Raw genomic sequence first — 15,873 nt, 5'->3', positions numbered from 1 at the left:
TTATTACTTATTTTTCCTTTATTCGTTTTTTACTCTCAATAAGCTTACCCTTTTTATTTTCCTGCGACTGTCAGATTTTCCCATTTAAACCTGTCATCAGGGCAGGCATGCAGACAGCGCTGGCAATTTGCGCCATCACAGAGGTCAGTCCTTATTTTTACAAGCCCGTTCTCTTCCATTCTCAGGGCTCCGGTAGGGCAGACCTTTACACACTTATGGCAACCTTCACACTCCTCAATTACCATTGTAAGGTAAGTCCCAACCCTTTCAAGCACTTCAAGCCCTTCTTCTCCGAGTTCGGGGATATCTCTTTCAACCTGGCGGTCAATTTTGAGAATGGCAGAAGGCTCACCGATCATAGGAAGTTTTTTCTTCTTCAGGAATTTCTGAAGCATCTTGAAAGCCATACCTTCATTCCAGAAAGCAAGTTCCAGCAGATAAGCTTCCTTAAAAGCCTCGGAGGTTGCAAACATTACATGGGTGCCCACTATTTCCTTTGCAATTGCCTGCAGTTCCCAGAGCCTGTCTTCAGAAAGCAGAATTTCCCTGGCAACGGTCAGGGAGGTATTTCCTATCTGGGAGACATAACTTGCATTGTAAGGGATCATTCCTACCTTATGGGCTTTTGCAGCGTCCATATAAGTGCCTGCAGCTCCTGACATGTGAGCTGTCTGCAGTTCTTCCATCTCTATGCCTGCAGCTGCACAGAGAGTAATATGTCCGGCCCTGATTGCCCCTATAGCTCTCCCGGCTGCAATAAGGTCTTTATTTGTGAATTTTATTCCGTCCTGGAGGTGGATAATGCCGTCCGGAGTCTGAATCTTTGGCAGCACAATTAATTTATTTCTCATGCCTGTTTCTATAAGCGCAATAACTCCGGTACCTGTGATGCCTTTTGCAGTGAGTTCTCCCTTTTCTACAACCTCTCCGGTTTTAGGATTTATAAGATCTGCCCTGGTAGTCTTCATATCCCGGTCGAGTACATAGCAGCGCAGGTTTTCTCCCTCAAATTCAACGTCGCAGATTGTGTGGGGGGAAGCAATGGACCCATCCTCTATCTCCTGGCCTTCGAGAGCAGGACCTGCGGCAGCCGAGCCGGTATATATAATGCCGTTTGCTTTGAGAGCCATTTCGGCATTTGTTCCGTAGTCCGTTGCAATCGCGATCTCACTACTTTCAATCATGCCAGCCTTTACAATAAGCGCAAGCGCATCGGCTCCAACTTCGTGTTTAATTGCCGGGGGTACAAACAGTTTGCAGTTTACGGCTTCTTCGAATCCCTCAATCTCGGCCATAGGTCTTATACGGGCATCCCTGTTCTGCTCTTCAATGTGATATTTTTGCTTTTTACGCTCTCCGGCGTATGCCAGGTCTTCAATTGGAATTCCCTGAAATATGGAAAGCTGGATAGGGTTTCCGCAGATTGAAAATTTTTCCATTTCCGCCAGGTTTACTTCCAGTTCGGCCAGAATATTTTTTACTGCTGTCGCCGAGAGCCCGTGGGCTTTGTCAAGCCCGTAATGGATTGCAAAGTCAAGATGGTCCATCACGTTTGCTCCGGGAAGGGGATTCCGCAGCGTTATGACAGTTTTCTTGATCTCGCCACTTTCCAGGTCAATTTTCTGGGCCCTAAAACCGCTGGTTCCCAGGTCAATTGCAACTCCTGTTCTCATATCTTAACCTCCTCCAAAAAGTTTAAGATTACTCAACCAGTATGTTTCAGACATATTCTGAGTTTAATAAATTTAAATAAGTCTTATACTGAATAAGCTATTAAGCTATTTATACTGAGTCATTTTTTCCGGACCGGTTCTCCTCAGCTCAGCCTGAAAGGGCCTGGCTCTGGAGTACTCACTCCTTCTGCCAAAACTAAGAAAATATAAAGCGGAACACAATACCCGGATGCTCTAAAGGTTTTAGAGTTCCGGAATGTGCCCGTGAAAAAAAAATAAAGAAATTTTCGTGCCTTTTCAGGCGTAGTACTCGTCTCTTGCTGCGACCATCGCTTTTATGTTCTCGAGGGGGGTCATGGGTGCAATACCACAGCCCGGTGCGAGTACATCGATTCCGCCTTCAAGAGCTTCTTTTGCTTCAGCTTTTATCTTGTCAATAGGTCCAGGCAGCAGAGTGAAAGGACTGGAAACATTCCCTACTAATCTTGCTCTGTCTCCGATTACTCCCTTACCCTTCTTTACGCTGCCTATTTTTTCTTCAACGCTGAGACCTTCAAAGCCGCAGTTTGCCATGTCACTGAGAATCGGGTTAACGTTTCCGCAGATGTGGAGGATGGTTATGGAGTTCACACTTGAGGAGAACTTCTGCAGTCTTGCCTGGAGGAACTGCCTGAAAGAGTCAGGGCTCATGAGGTCAGGGGAAGCTACAGGGTCCGCAATGGCAATAACGTCTGCGCCTGCTTCGACCATTGCATTTGCGTACATGATTGAAGCTTCAGTGGCAAGGTCAAGAGCCTGCTGGAAGAGATCAGTCTTTTTAATGGACCATTTCATGAAGGATTTTACACTTACCAGGTCAGAGGCGACTGTAACCGGACCTTCCATACCGCCGATAATCGGCACGTCAGGACCCACTTTTTCCCTGACTATCTTTATAGCTTCGAGTACAACAGGAATTCTACCTTTCTGCAGGAGATCTGCTGGAATGGATGCACCTTCAAGGTCCTTGGGATAGGGGTGAGCAGTAACAGATGGCTGTCTGTTCTTGGTACCCATGTTAATTTCACAGCCCATGGCTTCAACAAGAACGGTAAGACAGTAAGGAAGCCTTACAGCTTCGAGTCCGCTGAGTTCATAGTTGGCGATTGCGAGCTTTGCCATAAGTTCGGGGTTGGTGTGGGCTTCGGGCCATGGGGCTCCTACTTCATCCATGAGTTCTACAATCCCGGTCTGGGTCACGGAGCAAACAGGTACTTTGTCAACGGGCTTGCCTTCAAGGGCAGCTAAGAGTCTCGTTTTGAGTGTAAATTCGCTCATAGTCATACCTTTTTTTTAATTTATCGATTTACATTTATTTTTATTACAATTTCATTGTCTACTTGACAATATTATATAGACCTTTTCAATCCAAAGTGTTTCATGCTCTGGACTGGAATCCAGAGTTTTGAAACGCAATTAAAAATCACAAGTTTCGCCTGGGAAATCAACAATACCCTGAATTTCCTTTCCGCCCCTCCCGAGCAGAATGAGAACCACGGTAGTAAAAACAATTCTCAGGCTCCTTACGATTGCGTTAGAATGCGGCATTTTTTTAGTTAACAACTTATAAAAGCTATTTGTCAAGAATTTTTTTTTGCCGTTTCTTTAATAAATACGGTCATAATTTTTGACCCTATTGTTCGATTTTTACGCGAATCAGTTTGCTCAGGCTTTTTACCCCATCCTGCTAGTGCATGAGGTCTGACCTGGTAATGCACCAGTATCATTTCCGATCTTATTTTATATTTAGAGATAGTTTTCGGTACGCATGTCAAGCTTCTTATTCTTGAATTACATTGAATCAAACAGGGGATTCAATGGGGAAGAATCTGACTGGTAGCAACGGCAAGATATGTTCTCCCCAGGGGAACGAACACAGTATTCCACTTAAAGAATTTCTTCAAAAATTAGAGGTTGATGAAAACGGGCTGAGCGAGCAGGAAGCTGCTCGCAGGCTCAAAGAGTGTGGAGCCAATATTCTCGAAGAAACAGGCAAAGAGAGCATAATAAAGAAGTATCTCAGGCAATTCCGAAATTTTTTCTCCATACTGTTGACTGTGGGATCTCTTCTGGCTTTCGTCGGAGAATATCTTGATCCCGGGCAGGGAAACCTGTATATAGGAATTGCTCTCGCAGGTGTCGTAGTTATTAACGGAACCTTTACATTTATTCAGGAATACCAGGCTGCGAAAACAATGGAAAGCTTTCGGCAGCTTCTTCCACCCCATGCCAGGGTTCTGAGGGAAGGAAAGGTAAGGGGCGTTCTGGCATCGGAGCTTGTGGTAGGGGATATTATTCTTCTTGAGGAAGGAGACAAAGTTCCTGCTGATGGGCGTTTGATTGAAACCAATACTCTGAAAGTGGACAACTCGGCTATTACCGGCGAATCCGAACCTCAGCTTCGGTCTCTTGAATGCACTCATCCAAACATGCTGGAGTGCAGGAACATGGTTTTTTCAGGAACTCTGGTACAGAGTGGGAATGGAAAAGCTGTCATTTTCGGAACGGGACAGAATACCCAGATCGGAAGCCTTGCAACACTTACAGAACAGACTTTAGGCGTGGATACTCCTATCCGAAAAGAGCTCAATCATTTCATAAAGGTTATATCTGCAATTGCAATTTCCCTTGGAATAACCTTTTTTATACTTGCTTTCCTTCTTCAGGATGTCTTTCTTGCAAGCCTGATCTTTGCAATCGGAATTATCGTCGCCAATGTGCCCGAAGGGCTTTTACCTACAGTTACTCTTTCCCTTAGCCTTGCCTCCAGAAGAATGGCATCAAGGAATGCCCTTATAAAACAACTTGAATCAGTAGAAACTCTGGGCTCTACAACGGTTATCTGTACGGACAAGACCGGTACCCTGACCCAGAACAGAATGGCAGTAAACTCCATCATGGTAGGTTTTGAGTGTCTCCTTCTCGAGAACCCTCTCAGCTCTAAAAAAAGGAATACAGGGCAGGAGGCAGAAGAAAGTATAACTAAAACGGTTACGGGTACGCAGAAAGCTGTTACCAGTAAAGACAAAGCTGTTGAAGAAAAAGCTGAAGATTCAGGAGTACAAGGATTTTGTATTATAAAAAAGCCTGTATGGGACCCTGAAAAATTACCATCTGTTTTCATAAGAGTTGCAGGGCTCTGTAATAATGCAAAGCTTTATGAGTCCCCTCCAGGGTATACCGGTGATCCGACCGAGGGGGCCCTTCTTGTTTTTGCAAATAACCTTGAAAATATAAAAAAACTTCAGAATGATTATCCAAGGCTAGAAGAGTTTCCCTTTGATTCGCTTACGAAAAGAATGGAAGTTATCTGCCGCACTCCTGAGGAAAAACTTGAAGTCTATCTCAAGGGGGCCCCGGAAGTAGTTGTGAAAATGTGCAGTTCAGCCCTGGTTTCAGGAGGAACTAAGACTATGGGTGAAGCTGAACAAAAAGAACTTCTTGACCGACACCTGAGGCTTGCAGGAAAAGGAGAACGTGTGATTGCCCTCGCGTACAGGCAGGGAGAAGATCTAAGGGAGTACACCGAGGACTTTATTTTCCTGGGATTTATAGGAATTGTAGACCCTCCGCGTCCTGAGGCCAGAGGTGCTATTGCAAAATGCCACGCCGCCGGGATCAAGGTTGTTATGATCACCGGGGATCATCCTGTCACTGCGGAATCAATTGCAAAGGATGTGGGACTTTCAGACTCAGGAAACCTTGAGATTATTACCGGAGACGAACTGAATATACTCTCACGTACCGAGCTTGCTTCAAGATTGAAAAATCCAAGCATTGTCTTTGCACGTACTTCTCCTGTACAGAAGCTAAAAATCGTACAGCTTTTCCAGGCCGAGGGGGAGATCGTGACCATGACAGGCGACGGGGTCAACGATGCTCCTGCAATCAAGAATGCGGATATGGGAGTCGCGATGGGCAGCGGCACGGATGTGGCTCGCGAAGCTGCGGATATGGTACTTCTCGATGACAATTTCGCTACGATTGTAAATGCTGTCGAGGAGGGCAGGACCGTTTTTGATAATATTAAGAAATTCATTGTGTATATCCTTGCCAGCAATATTCCTGAGATCCTGCCTTTCATAGCCTTTGTTCTCTTTGCCCTGCCCCTTCCCATGCCCGTACAGCTTATCCTGGCAATTGATCTGGGCACGGATATGCTGCCTGCAATTGCTCTGGGAAAGGAAAAAGCGGAAGGGGATATTATGAAAAGACCTCCCAGAGCGAGAGAAGAAAAGCTGTTAACACCCCAGCTGCTCTTTACGGCTTATGCGGTAAAAGGTCCTGTAGAAGCTCTTGCAGGCTTCTTCTGCTATTTTGCCGTACTTTTTGAAGGAGGCTGGAGTTTTGGCGAGCAGCTTGCAAACAACAATCCCCTTTATATGCAGTCAATAACTGCTTTCTTTTCAGCAGTGGTAATCTGTCAGATAGCGAATGTTTTTACCTCGCGAACCCGGTGCCAGTCAGTTTTTACAGCGGGTCTGTTCAGCAATCCCATGGTTCTGGTAGGAATTGCAAGTGAGCTCCTGATTCTGGCATTTATTATCTGGAATCCGTCCGCAAATCTTATTTTCAATACTTCCCCTCTGGACCTCAGGTATTTACTGTTTGCCGTTCCTTTTGCAATTTTACTGCTTGGAATCGATGAGTTAAGAAAATACCTGCTGAGAAAGAATGTAGGCTGGGCAACCAGATTTCTTAAATGGTAATTCAAGTCGGGAAACCAGATTCCTTATGTGGCAAATAAAAATTGAGCAACAGACTTCCAGATGTCAAACCAAAATCAGGTAAGAATAAGTAAATAATTTATCTGGAGATTAATAATTATTGTTCTCTAAATTAAATCTCTTTCAGTATTTTTCAGGCAAAAACACAGCAGATTAACAATTTATCTGACGTTTGGAAGGTAAAATACTTTAATTTTAATTTTTTGAAGCTTTTTATCCCTGAGTTGTTGCATTCAATCCCGAACCTATGAAATCGAGTGCGGACACAGTAATTACTTATGAATTGAATATTTTTAAAATATTAAACTCTTTTCTGGCTCCGAAATAATTTCCAGGGACAAAAACAAAGTTTTTTATTAAATCATTAGACAATAAACACTTTTTTAGAGAAAAAGTCCTGGTTATACTCTTAATTCCAGGAATAATCTTTTTGATTCTTTGGATTGTCTATAGATTCTGGAAGATCTTACTTAATTTTTTATTAAATTATTTGCTTTTTTATCTATATTTCTTATAGTACATATTTATTATATTACTCAATTCTATGTTCCTATATGGTATTTTCTTCTCTATATAATGTATGGAAAATTCTTATATACTTCTCTTCTTTTATTGTTCTCTGTACGGGAATAAGTTGAATAAACATAGATAATTAACCTGTTAGCAAGAATTTCGATAAACCTCTGATTTCAATGAATCGTTTATACTTCCCTTTATAAACACCCAGCTAAACGTTGGGGTTTCTCGGAGATCTCTAACAGTTATTTTAGGAGTAACTTTAACATGGTAAACAAATTGAAATTCTATGCAATCCTTACATTAATGGTGATAGGATTCGTGTTTTTGGGTGGATGTGCTGAAAAAAATAGTGAAGCATCCTCTCCTGTTCAGGAAAATTCTTCCGAGGGTACTCCTGCAGAGGAAGCTACTGCAACCGAAGCACAGGAAATCTCTCTGAAGGGCTCTGATACGGTTCTTCCTCTTGCACAGACTGAAGCTGAAGAATTCATGATTGAAAATCCTGAGCAAAGCGTAACAGTCACCGGAGGCGGATCCGGGGTTGGAATTGCAGCGCTCATTGACGGTGAAGTAGACATTGCTACCGCATCCAGAGAAATGAAAGCTGATGAAATTAAGGCTGCTCAGGCAAACGGAATCAATCCCACAGAACATACCATTGCTTATGATGGGATTTCTGTAGTCGTAAACCCCAGTAATCCTGTGACTGAACTTACTTTTGACCAGCTGCGCGGCATCTACAATGGGAGCATTAGCAACTGGAAAGATATCGGTGGAACTGATGCACCCATTACTATAATCTCCAGAGACAGCAGTTCAGGCACTTACGAATACTTCCAGGAAGCTGTTCTGCTTGAAGATGAATACCGACCTGACGCCCTTACTCAGGCTGCTACAGGTGGAATTGTGGGCGAAGTCTCCCAGAATCCCAGTGCAATCGGATACATCGGGGTTGCATATCTCGATGAAAGCGTAAAGGCCCTGAACCTGGACGCAGGAAACGGCCCTGAAGCTCCAACTCCTGAAAATATTCTAAGTGGCGCATACCCGCTCTCCAGGCCTCTCTACTTCTATACTAATGGGGAACCCACAGGCCTTACAAAGGAATTTGTTGATTTCGTAATGAGTGAGAAGGGCCAGAACCTGGTCAGTGAAGTCGGATATTTCCCTATACAGAAATAAAAGTGGGAAATTAGCTTAAAGAAATAATCTGTTCAACAAAAAATATAAGGAAAAAGCAATAGAGTCCGTTTTTTCTTTGTAAGCGCCTTTATGGCTGCCAGCTTTTTCCTTATACGTCTTTTTAGCTCTTACTTCTCTTTTTCATTCCGAAATTCTTACTTGTTTTTAAAAACATAACCTTCTTAAAGAAATACTTTTCCAGGTTTTTTCAGGCAAATTCTGGTACAGAATATGGGTAAGTTGAACTTCTAAATTTATTTTTAAGGTTCTGGTAAATGGATTAATAGTATCCAGTTTAAGATCTGAGTTATTTCCTGCTTTTTTTCATGAACAGGATCGCTTATGTTCATACTTGTCGTTTAAGCTTTTTTTCACCTGATCTACTCTGAAAGCCTTTATTCGGGAAAAAGAAACCTGTATCTCTCTTTAAATAAAGGAAGTTACATTGTCGGACTGCTTGTAGAAAACTTTTATATAGATTCCAATTTAATTTTATCTGTTAGTATTATCTTATAAACTTCCCTGCAGATCCCGACCCAGACCTGCCTACAGGCTTAATTAACCCGAAGCCCATCATCGAGCTTAAACTATGAACGTTAGTAGAAAGATCCTTGTTATTATCTATATCATCTTTGCCCTTCTCATTTCAGTTGTTATTTTTGCATCCCAGAGTATTCTCTATTCCAGTTTTTCCGATTTGCAGGAAAAAGAGGCAACTGACAATGTAGAAAAGGTAGAGAACATAATTGATTTTCAGGTTCTGTATCTTGAGGAAATCAATTCTGCTCTTTCTTCAAGACAGGATGTCAGGAGTTTAATATTCAATCAGCATCCTCAGAGTTTCAGTGAAACTGCATTCGATGACATCTTTTCTGTCAGTGGGTGTGACTTTATTTTTCTGGTGAATAGTTCAGGATATATCGTATATTCCGAATTTTCGGATTCGGGGGTTTCTACTAATGCTTCCACTCTTCCCGAAGTATATCAGGGGATAGGTGACGGGAGTTTACTCTGTAAGGAGACTGAAATTCCTTTAAAAGGGTTATTCCTGCTGGAAAACGGCCCTGCAGTCATTTCCAATCAGCCTGTGGTGGCTGCACCCGGGAATAAAGAAATCTCAGGTACAATCATCCTTGGAAAAAAACTTGATTCAAGTTTCCTCGAATCCGTCCAGGAAAGTACAGGAAGTAAGGTTACTCTTTACAGTTTTTACAATATGCCACCTGATTTTCGGCAGGCCCTTTTTGAAAGTAAAAATCCGAATTTCATATATGCCGCAACCGGAGACCGGGTTACCGGCTATTCCGTTCTTAGAGACATTTCCGGAAATCCGACTATTGTAATCCGGACTGATGCAGCCAGCAATATCTATGCCGAGGGCCAGAAGTCTCTCCGATACATGGTGTTTTTCCTTTTGTTCGCAGGCCTTATGATTGGGGCTAGCTGTAAATTTCTTCTTGACAGGGAAGTAGTATCCCGAATAGTTGCAATTAATAATTTCGTAGAAAAGGTAAGAATAAATAAGAATTTCTCCGAACGATTTCCTATTGACGGGAATGATGAACTCTCAAGGTTGTCCGAAGGAATAAATCAGACGCTTGACCGCCTGAGAATGACTTCTGATGAATTTAAAAACCAGGAACATGAAAAAAAGGTAATTCTGGACTCTCTCACTGAACTCGTAGTCTTTATGGATTCCGAACTGAGAATAATCTGGTTGAATAAAGCAGCTCTTGACCACACGGGCAGGAAACTTGATGACGTTATCGGGCAGCGTTATCAAGATATGTATATTTTATATAAAGAGAATCCGGGCAAGTCTCCTGTACTGAAAGTACTGGAGTCCGGAAATAAAGAGTTCGGGGAAGTAGTTACACAGGATGGGAAGATCTGGACTGTCAGTGCGATTCCTATAAAGAATGAGAATGGTAGGATTACCGGGGTTCTTAAAACAGGTCTCGATATCACCGCACACAGGCGCTCGGAAGAAAAATTACTTCAGGCAAAACTGGAAGCTGAGGGAGCCAATAATTCCAAGAGTGAATTTCTCGCAAATATGAGTCATGAGTTGCGAACACCTCTGAATTCCATTATAGGATTTTCGGATATTCTCCTTGAGAGGGTTTTTGGGGAGCTTAATGAAAAGCAATTCAGATACGTAAGCAATATCTCTACCAGTGGGAAGCATTTGCTGGTACTTATTAACGATATCCTTGATCTCTCAAAAGTAGAAGCCGGGAGAATGGACCTCCACTACAGTGAATTTTCAATCAATTCCATTTTTGAGGAAGTTAAAGCTGTTCTCTCTCCTCTTGCGCAGGTAAAAGTTCTTGAAGTCACTTTTAATGTAGAATCCGACTTTACGACGCTTGAAGCCGACAGAGGCCGCCTAATTCAGATCCTTTACAACCTTGTAAGCAATGCAATCAAATTTACCCCAAACGGTGGAAAAATCTCGATCTATTGCAAAAAAAGCGGAGACCAGGCACTTATTTCAGTCATAGATACCGGTATAGGCATTTCTGCTGAAGACCAGGTAAAGCTTTTCCAGCCTTTTACCCAGATCGATGCTTCAGCAACCAGGCAGTATTGTGGCACAGGGCTTGGACTTGCTCTTGTCAAGAAAATTGTGAACTTACATCAGGGAGATATCTGGGTTGAGAGCGATCCTGGTAAGGGCAGTAACTTTACCTTTGCAGTTCCTCTCAGGAAACCGTTAGAGCGCAGGAAAGCCAGCGAGATGGGACTCGAAGATGTAATCATAGAATTCGAGATGAACAAAGCAGCAGCACTTTCAGTAAAAGAAAATCTTGAGGATTTGCAGGAAGAACTGGAGCTGCCCGAAGTCTATCTACCTGTAAAGGGAGATACTAAGCAGCAGCTTGTTCTGGTAGTTGACGATGACAAAGGTTCTAGCGAACTCCTCTCCGTTATCCTTAAGGATGCCGGGTATAGTGTAGCTCTCCTTTATAGTGGAAAAAGTGTTTTGAAGGTTGCAAAGAACCTGAAACCCGACATCATTACCCTGGATGTCTTCCTGCCTGACACTAATGGCTGGCTTGTTCTGAGGCAGCTAAAAAATGACCCTCATACGGCTTCTATACCGGTACTTATTATTTCCATGACCAATAATAACGAGCTTGGAATTGCCCTTGGAGCAACATACTCCTTTACAAAGCCGATAAAAAGAATTGAACTGGTAACTTCTCTCGAAGAAATTACCGGGAAGCTCCGGTTTGAATATCCTAAAGTTCTTATCGTAGATGACGATGAGAACACTGTAGAACTGCTGAGCTCAATGATTGAGCCCGAGGGCTTTGAAGTTATCAAAGCTTACAGCGGGAGAGAAGGCTTGCAAAAGCTTTTCTCAGAGCAGCAACCCGATATCCTGATTCTTGACCTCATGATGCCGGAAATCAGCGGATTTGATGTTATATCCAGCCTGAGGGCCGATGTACGCACAAAAGATATTCCTCTTATTGTATGTACTTCCGGCGAGCTTACTGAGAAGAATCTCGAAGAATTGAACAGTGAGCTGAAAGGGCATTTTATTTCTATCATGAAAAAAGGCACTTTCGGAAGAAAAGAGTTAATTAATAGGATAAAACAATTAGCTATGCTGAAGAGGCGTAATGATGAAGAAAATCCTGATTGTCGAAGATAATCCCATGAATATGGAACTGATTCTGGACCTTCTGGAATTCTATGGACATAATGTAACTAAAGCCGAGGATGGGATAAAGGCTCTTGAGCGCCTTGCTGAGAAAAAATTCGATATTATTCTGCTGGATATGCAGCTTCCGAAGATGGACGGGCTTGAGGTTCTCGATCGAATTAAGAAAAATCTTTCTACTGCGGATATCCCTGTGATAGCGGTTACGGCCCATGCTATGAAAGGCAGTGAAGAACATTTCATAGAAATGGGCTGCGTGGACTATGTCTCCAAACCCATAGATATCCACAGATTCAGGGCTCTGATAGATAAATATCTGGAAGAAGACTCATCCTGACTTCGTAAAGGTAGTTATAATTTCTCCAGCAGTGTGGACAGGTCTTTATAGTGCAAAAATAGTTCTTCGCACCATTTGAGTGCACTCTCGTCAAAGCTCATAAGGCGCTGATGGTCGAACTTTCCTTTTTTGTCGAAAAGCACAAGCGAGCAGAAACGCTCTGTCACTACATTTTTGAGGGTTACGTTTTTGTCACAGATGTAAATCTGAACATTTTCTGATTCCACAAGAGATTTCAGATCCTCATAGTAATCCTTTTTCATCCTGTCATAAACGGGTTCTGTCAGGATAAGACATATTTCAGCTCCTTTTCTTGCAAGTTCCGAGTACATTTCAACATGAAGAGGATTGAAATATGAAAGGAACATTTTTACGTGCCTTGACTCCAGGAGATTATTTTTAAAATCTTCAGGTACTTCAAAAAGCCTGTTAAGGTCGGCTTCAAGCATGAAATAGTTCCCCAACTCATCAATCCTGTTAAGGAGGGACTCGGGAATTGCGGTAAAGTCATGGTTTGTCCAGTAATCGTAGTTCTCCTCAAAAACCCTTACGGTATTAAGCAGAGGCTCCATCTTTTCGACTACTATCTCTCCCATCTCCGAGAGCTTATAGGTATTTCTATCATCCTGTACTATCAGGCGTCCTTCTTTTAATTTTTTGATCTGGGGCATTATCGATGTAGAGTTGACGTTTAGGGCTGTTTTTATTTCATCTCCAGTTTTAGGCCCCTCTTCCAGCAGGAGTAATACATCCTTCCTTTTTTCTGAAAGAAATGCCAGATCAATAAGTGATATTTTCATTTTGTTCCATCTCCCCGGGAAATTTTTAAGTATAGAAGAGATAATTCTCCTTTATTTCTTTTCAGAAAGCAGTCTTAGTTGGCAAAGGTTCTTTCTTCCTCCAGAGGACTTCGAAGGAACTTCTCGCAACATTATTGCGCTACTTTTCAATTGATCCTTTATATTTTTTTCCAAAATGCATTTATTTTCTTTAAGTTAAATGCTTTTTCTGGCTTTTTCCTTGTTTTTGTTTTATCTTTTTAAGGGGCCTTTTAACCTATTTCTCTTTTCTTTATTCCGAGACTTTTATCCTGAAGTCGCTTTCAAGCTCGTTTTCGACCTTAGCGGTCTTTCTCACGGCTTTTCCTTTTTTGAGCTCATTCTCTCCCAAAAGGTAAATTTAATAAATTCTGACTTTGAATTTTCTAGCAGCAGGATTTTGCTGCCTTCACACTGCCTTCTGGAGCATTCCGTAAATTTCCAGTTTCTGCCCACGAATTCATCCGAACTTTCGTTCTCAAATGCATCATTTCCGGAAGTAAGATGCAACGCACGCGGAATAATATTTCCTCTTATTTATAATTTTCTCACTCTCTTTATTGGTTTCCGAAATGTATCAATAAAAGGTAAAAAGAGACTTACCTGAACCCGATATTGGATAACTTTTAAGAAAAAAGTTTTAGAAGGAAAAATCCCAGATTTTGATAAAACTTTTTAGAAAAAAGTTTTGGAATCAGGTCGGTTATCCTGAGGCCTTTTTTACCAGGGCAAAGATCCCGCGCAGGATTTCTTTCGGGGAAGGAGGGTTTCCAGGGATTTTCATATCCACAGGCAGGATTTTGTCAACTCCTCCAAGTACGGCATAAGAACCCTTATAAATCCCGCCATCACAGGCGTCATCTCCTGCTGCGATCACGAACTTCGGGAAGGGCATGGCTTCATAAGTTTTTAGAACGGCTTCGGCCATATTCAGGGTGACTGCACCTGTGACCAGCAGGACATCAGCATGCCTCGGGGAAGCTACAAAAGAAATCCCGAACCTTTCAACATCGTAATGCGGGTTTCCCAGGTTTGAAATCTCAATTTCTGTTGAGTTATCGCTGCCTGAATCCAGTTCGCGGATTGCAAGGCTGTGCCCGAAAACCTGGTTAACTTCTGCTTTCAATTGGGAGCCGAGAGCTTCAAGTTCGGTATCGGAAAACTCAAATTTCTCCGTTACTTTCGAACGGAAAACATACGTAAGTGGGTTTACCATTCATTTCACCTCAGAGGTCCGTTCCTGCATAGGAAAGGTTAAGGCTCTTGTTGATCAGGGGAAAATCCGGAACAATATTCCCGAGCACTGCATGTTCTATAGCCTGCCAGTTGCAGAAAGATGCGGTACGCACCTTGTAGCGGTCAATTACCCCACCTCTCACATAGACCCAGTGCAGGTTCTGGCCCCGAGCGGCTTCAACCATTGAGAGGGAGTACCCGTCCGGAATATTCGAAATTGCAAACCCGGTTGCTTCGGCGACGGTCGGGCCGTCAGGGACTGATATTATAAGTTTCTGTATCAGGGAGGCTGAATTAAGAACTTCCGCAGCTTTAACTTCAAAGCGGGAAAGGACGTCTCCTGCGGTTTTGGTCATTCTTTTAGGAGGTTCATCTTTATATATACCGTAGGGATGGTCAAGCCGGACATCATAAGAAGCCCCGGCAGCCCTGGCAATGGGGCCTGTAAGATTAAGCGGAGTAATCAGTTTCTTTTTCAAAATCCCGGTCGTTGAAAACCTGTCAATAAGGGATGAGGAAGCATGGACAGCCGTAATTGCGGATTCAAACTGCGGTACAAACGTTTTCAAATAAAGGGCAAGCTTTGAAAGGGCCTCGCCTGAAATCTCCTTTTTTACGCCTCCCAAATCTATAGCGCCTCTCATAAACCGGGAGCCTGTTAGAAGCTCATTTTGCCTGAAAAGATTTTCACGGAGTATAACGAAAGGCGTTGTCATTCTTGGAAATCCTATATCAGTAATCATACCTGAGAGATCGCCCATATGTGAGTAGATGCGTTCAAGCTCCAGGAGAATCGCTCTTAAGTAGCTGGCCCTGGGCGGAACCTCAATTCCAGCAATTTTTTCTATGGCCGTGCAAAATGCAACGGCATTGGCAACGGTTTCGTCTCCACTGATGGCTTCGGCAATAGGGACACAGGCAGAGGGTTTTTTTCCCTCGGCAAGTTTTTCGATTCCTCGGTGTTTGTAAAAGAGCCGGATTTCGAGATTTAAAATGGGTTCTCCAATAACGCTGAACCTGAAATGGCCAGGTTCAATGATTCCTGCATGGACAGGCCCTACCGGGATCTGGTATACGCCTTCACCTTCCATCTGCTTGAAAGGATATGCTTCTTTCGGGTTCTGGACAGTTTGGATTTTTCCATTTTTAAAGGATTTCAGGAGAGGGTGAAAGCCTTCAGGATATGCCTCATGTAAAAAAAGCCTCCTTTTGTCAAAAGCCTCCTTAAATTCTATCCCGAATCCATCCCGGATTTCCCGCTCATACCAGCAGGCGGACGGGAAAACCGTGGCAATCGATGTAGTTTCTTTCCTGACATTCTGCATAAACGCAAATATATCACTAAAACCTTTAAGCCTGAAAACATAAAAGAGGGTAAAACCGTGGCTATCCTCAAAATTCTGGACGCAGAACAGGCTTATCAGCACAAAGCCCTTCTCAGAGAGTACAGGCACAGTTTTTAAAAACTCTTTTTCTCCCAGGGGAATATAAAATTCATTGTTTTTTCCCCTCCTGATTTGTGGCTCTTTGCCTGAAACGTCAATTATTAAATCCGTAGCATATCGGGTTGCCAGAACCGCAGGATTCACTGGAATCTGGCAATTCTCTTTTAATTTCGGGCCTGCCGGGATCAGGGAATTTGCTGTGTTTTTGTTTGAATTCATATTCT

Annotated in this window: 9 protein-coding genes; 4 read left to right on the top strand and 5 right to left on the bottom strand. The window is 42.8% G+C overall.

All coding sequences use genetic code 11. The features are described from left to right. Positions 1-53: 53 nt before the first annotated feature. The gene (locus tag ACPK8D_RS08980) at positions 54-1,673 is read right to left on the bottom strand and encodes a methylamine methyltransferase corrinoid protein reductive activase (protein WP_424717512.1); all 1,620 of its coding nucleotides are present in this window, start codon (positions 1,671-1,673) and stop codon (positions 54-56) included. Between the two features lie 297 nt (positions 1,674-1,970). After that, on the bottom strand, positions 1,971-2,990 hold the full coding sequence (gene mtaA, locus ACPK8D_RS08975) for a methylcobamide:CoM methyltransferase MtaA (protein WP_424717511.1): 1,020 nt from the start codon (positions 2,988-2,990) through the stop codon (positions 1,971-1,973). A gap of 539 nt (positions 2,991-3,529) precedes the next feature. Here mtaA and ACPK8D_RS08970 point away from each other — a divergent pair. The 4 genes from ACPK8D_RS08970 to ACPK8D_RS08955 all read left to right on the top strand — a co-directional run bounded on the left by ACPK8D_RS08970 (position 3,530) and on the right by ACPK8D_RS08955 (position 12,150). Continuing rightward, the gene (locus ACPK8D_RS08970) at positions 3,530-6,421 is read left to right on the top strand and encodes a cation-translocating P-type ATPase (RefSeq protein ID WP_424717510.1); all 2,892 of its coding nucleotides are present in this window, start codon (positions 3,530-3,532) and stop codon (positions 6,419-6,421) included. Between the two features lie 801 nt (positions 6,422-7,222). Then, positions 7,223-8,140 carry a PstS family phosphate ABC transporter substrate-binding protein gene (locus tag ACPK8D_RS08965; protein ID WP_424717509.1) on the top strand — a complete coding sequence of 306 codons (918 nt, stop codon included), beginning with the start codon at positions 7,223-7,225 and terminating at the stop codon, positions 8,138-8,140. Positions 8,141-8,729: 589 nt separating this feature from the next. Further along, a complete protein-coding gene (locus ACPK8D_RS08960; RefSeq protein WP_424717508.1) occupies positions 8,730-11,804 on the top strand; it encodes a response regulator in 3,075 nt (1,024 codons plus the stop codon). Further along, a complete protein-coding gene (locus tag ACPK8D_RS08955; protein ID WP_424717507.1) occupies positions 11,776-12,150 on the top strand; it encodes a response regulator in 375 nt (124 codons plus the stop codon). The genes ACPK8D_RS08960 and ACPK8D_RS08955 overlap by 29 nt, the downstream gene beginning before the upstream one ends. Before the next feature lie 14 nt (positions 12,151-12,164). Here ACPK8D_RS08955 and ACPK8D_RS08950 read toward each other — a convergent pair whose 3' ends face one another. The 3 genes from ACPK8D_RS08950 to ACPK8D_RS08940 all read right to left on the bottom strand — a co-directional run bounded on the left by ACPK8D_RS08950 (position 12,165) and on the right by ACPK8D_RS08940 (position 15,868). After that, on the bottom strand, positions 12,165-12,950 hold the full coding sequence (locus tag ACPK8D_RS08950; RefSeq protein WP_424717506.1) for a helix-turn-helix transcriptional regulator: 786 nt from the start codon (positions 12,948-12,950) through the stop codon (positions 12,165-12,167). 721 nt (positions 12,951-13,671) lie between these two features. After that, positions 13,672-14,184, bottom strand: a complete 513-nt coding sequence (locus tag ACPK8D_RS08945; protein ID WP_424717505.1) for an NADH-quinone oxidoreductase subunit B family protein — start codon at positions 14,182-14,184, stop codon at positions 13,672-13,674. Between the two features lie 10 nt (positions 14,185-14,194). After that, entirely contained in the window at positions 14,195-15,868 is a 1,674-nt protein-coding gene (locus ACPK8D_RS08940) for an NADH-quinone oxidoreductase subunit C (RefSeq protein WP_424717504.1), read from the bottom strand. Positions 15,869-15,873: the final 5 nt, after the last annotated feature.

This window comes from Methanosarcina sp. (assembly GCF_049706645.1).
In the GTDB taxonomy this organism is placed as follows: domain Archaea; phylum Halobacteriota; class Methanosarcinia; order Methanosarcinales; family Methanosarcinaceae; genus Methanosarcina.
This window is presented reverse-complemented; position numbering and strand designations above follow the sequence as displayed.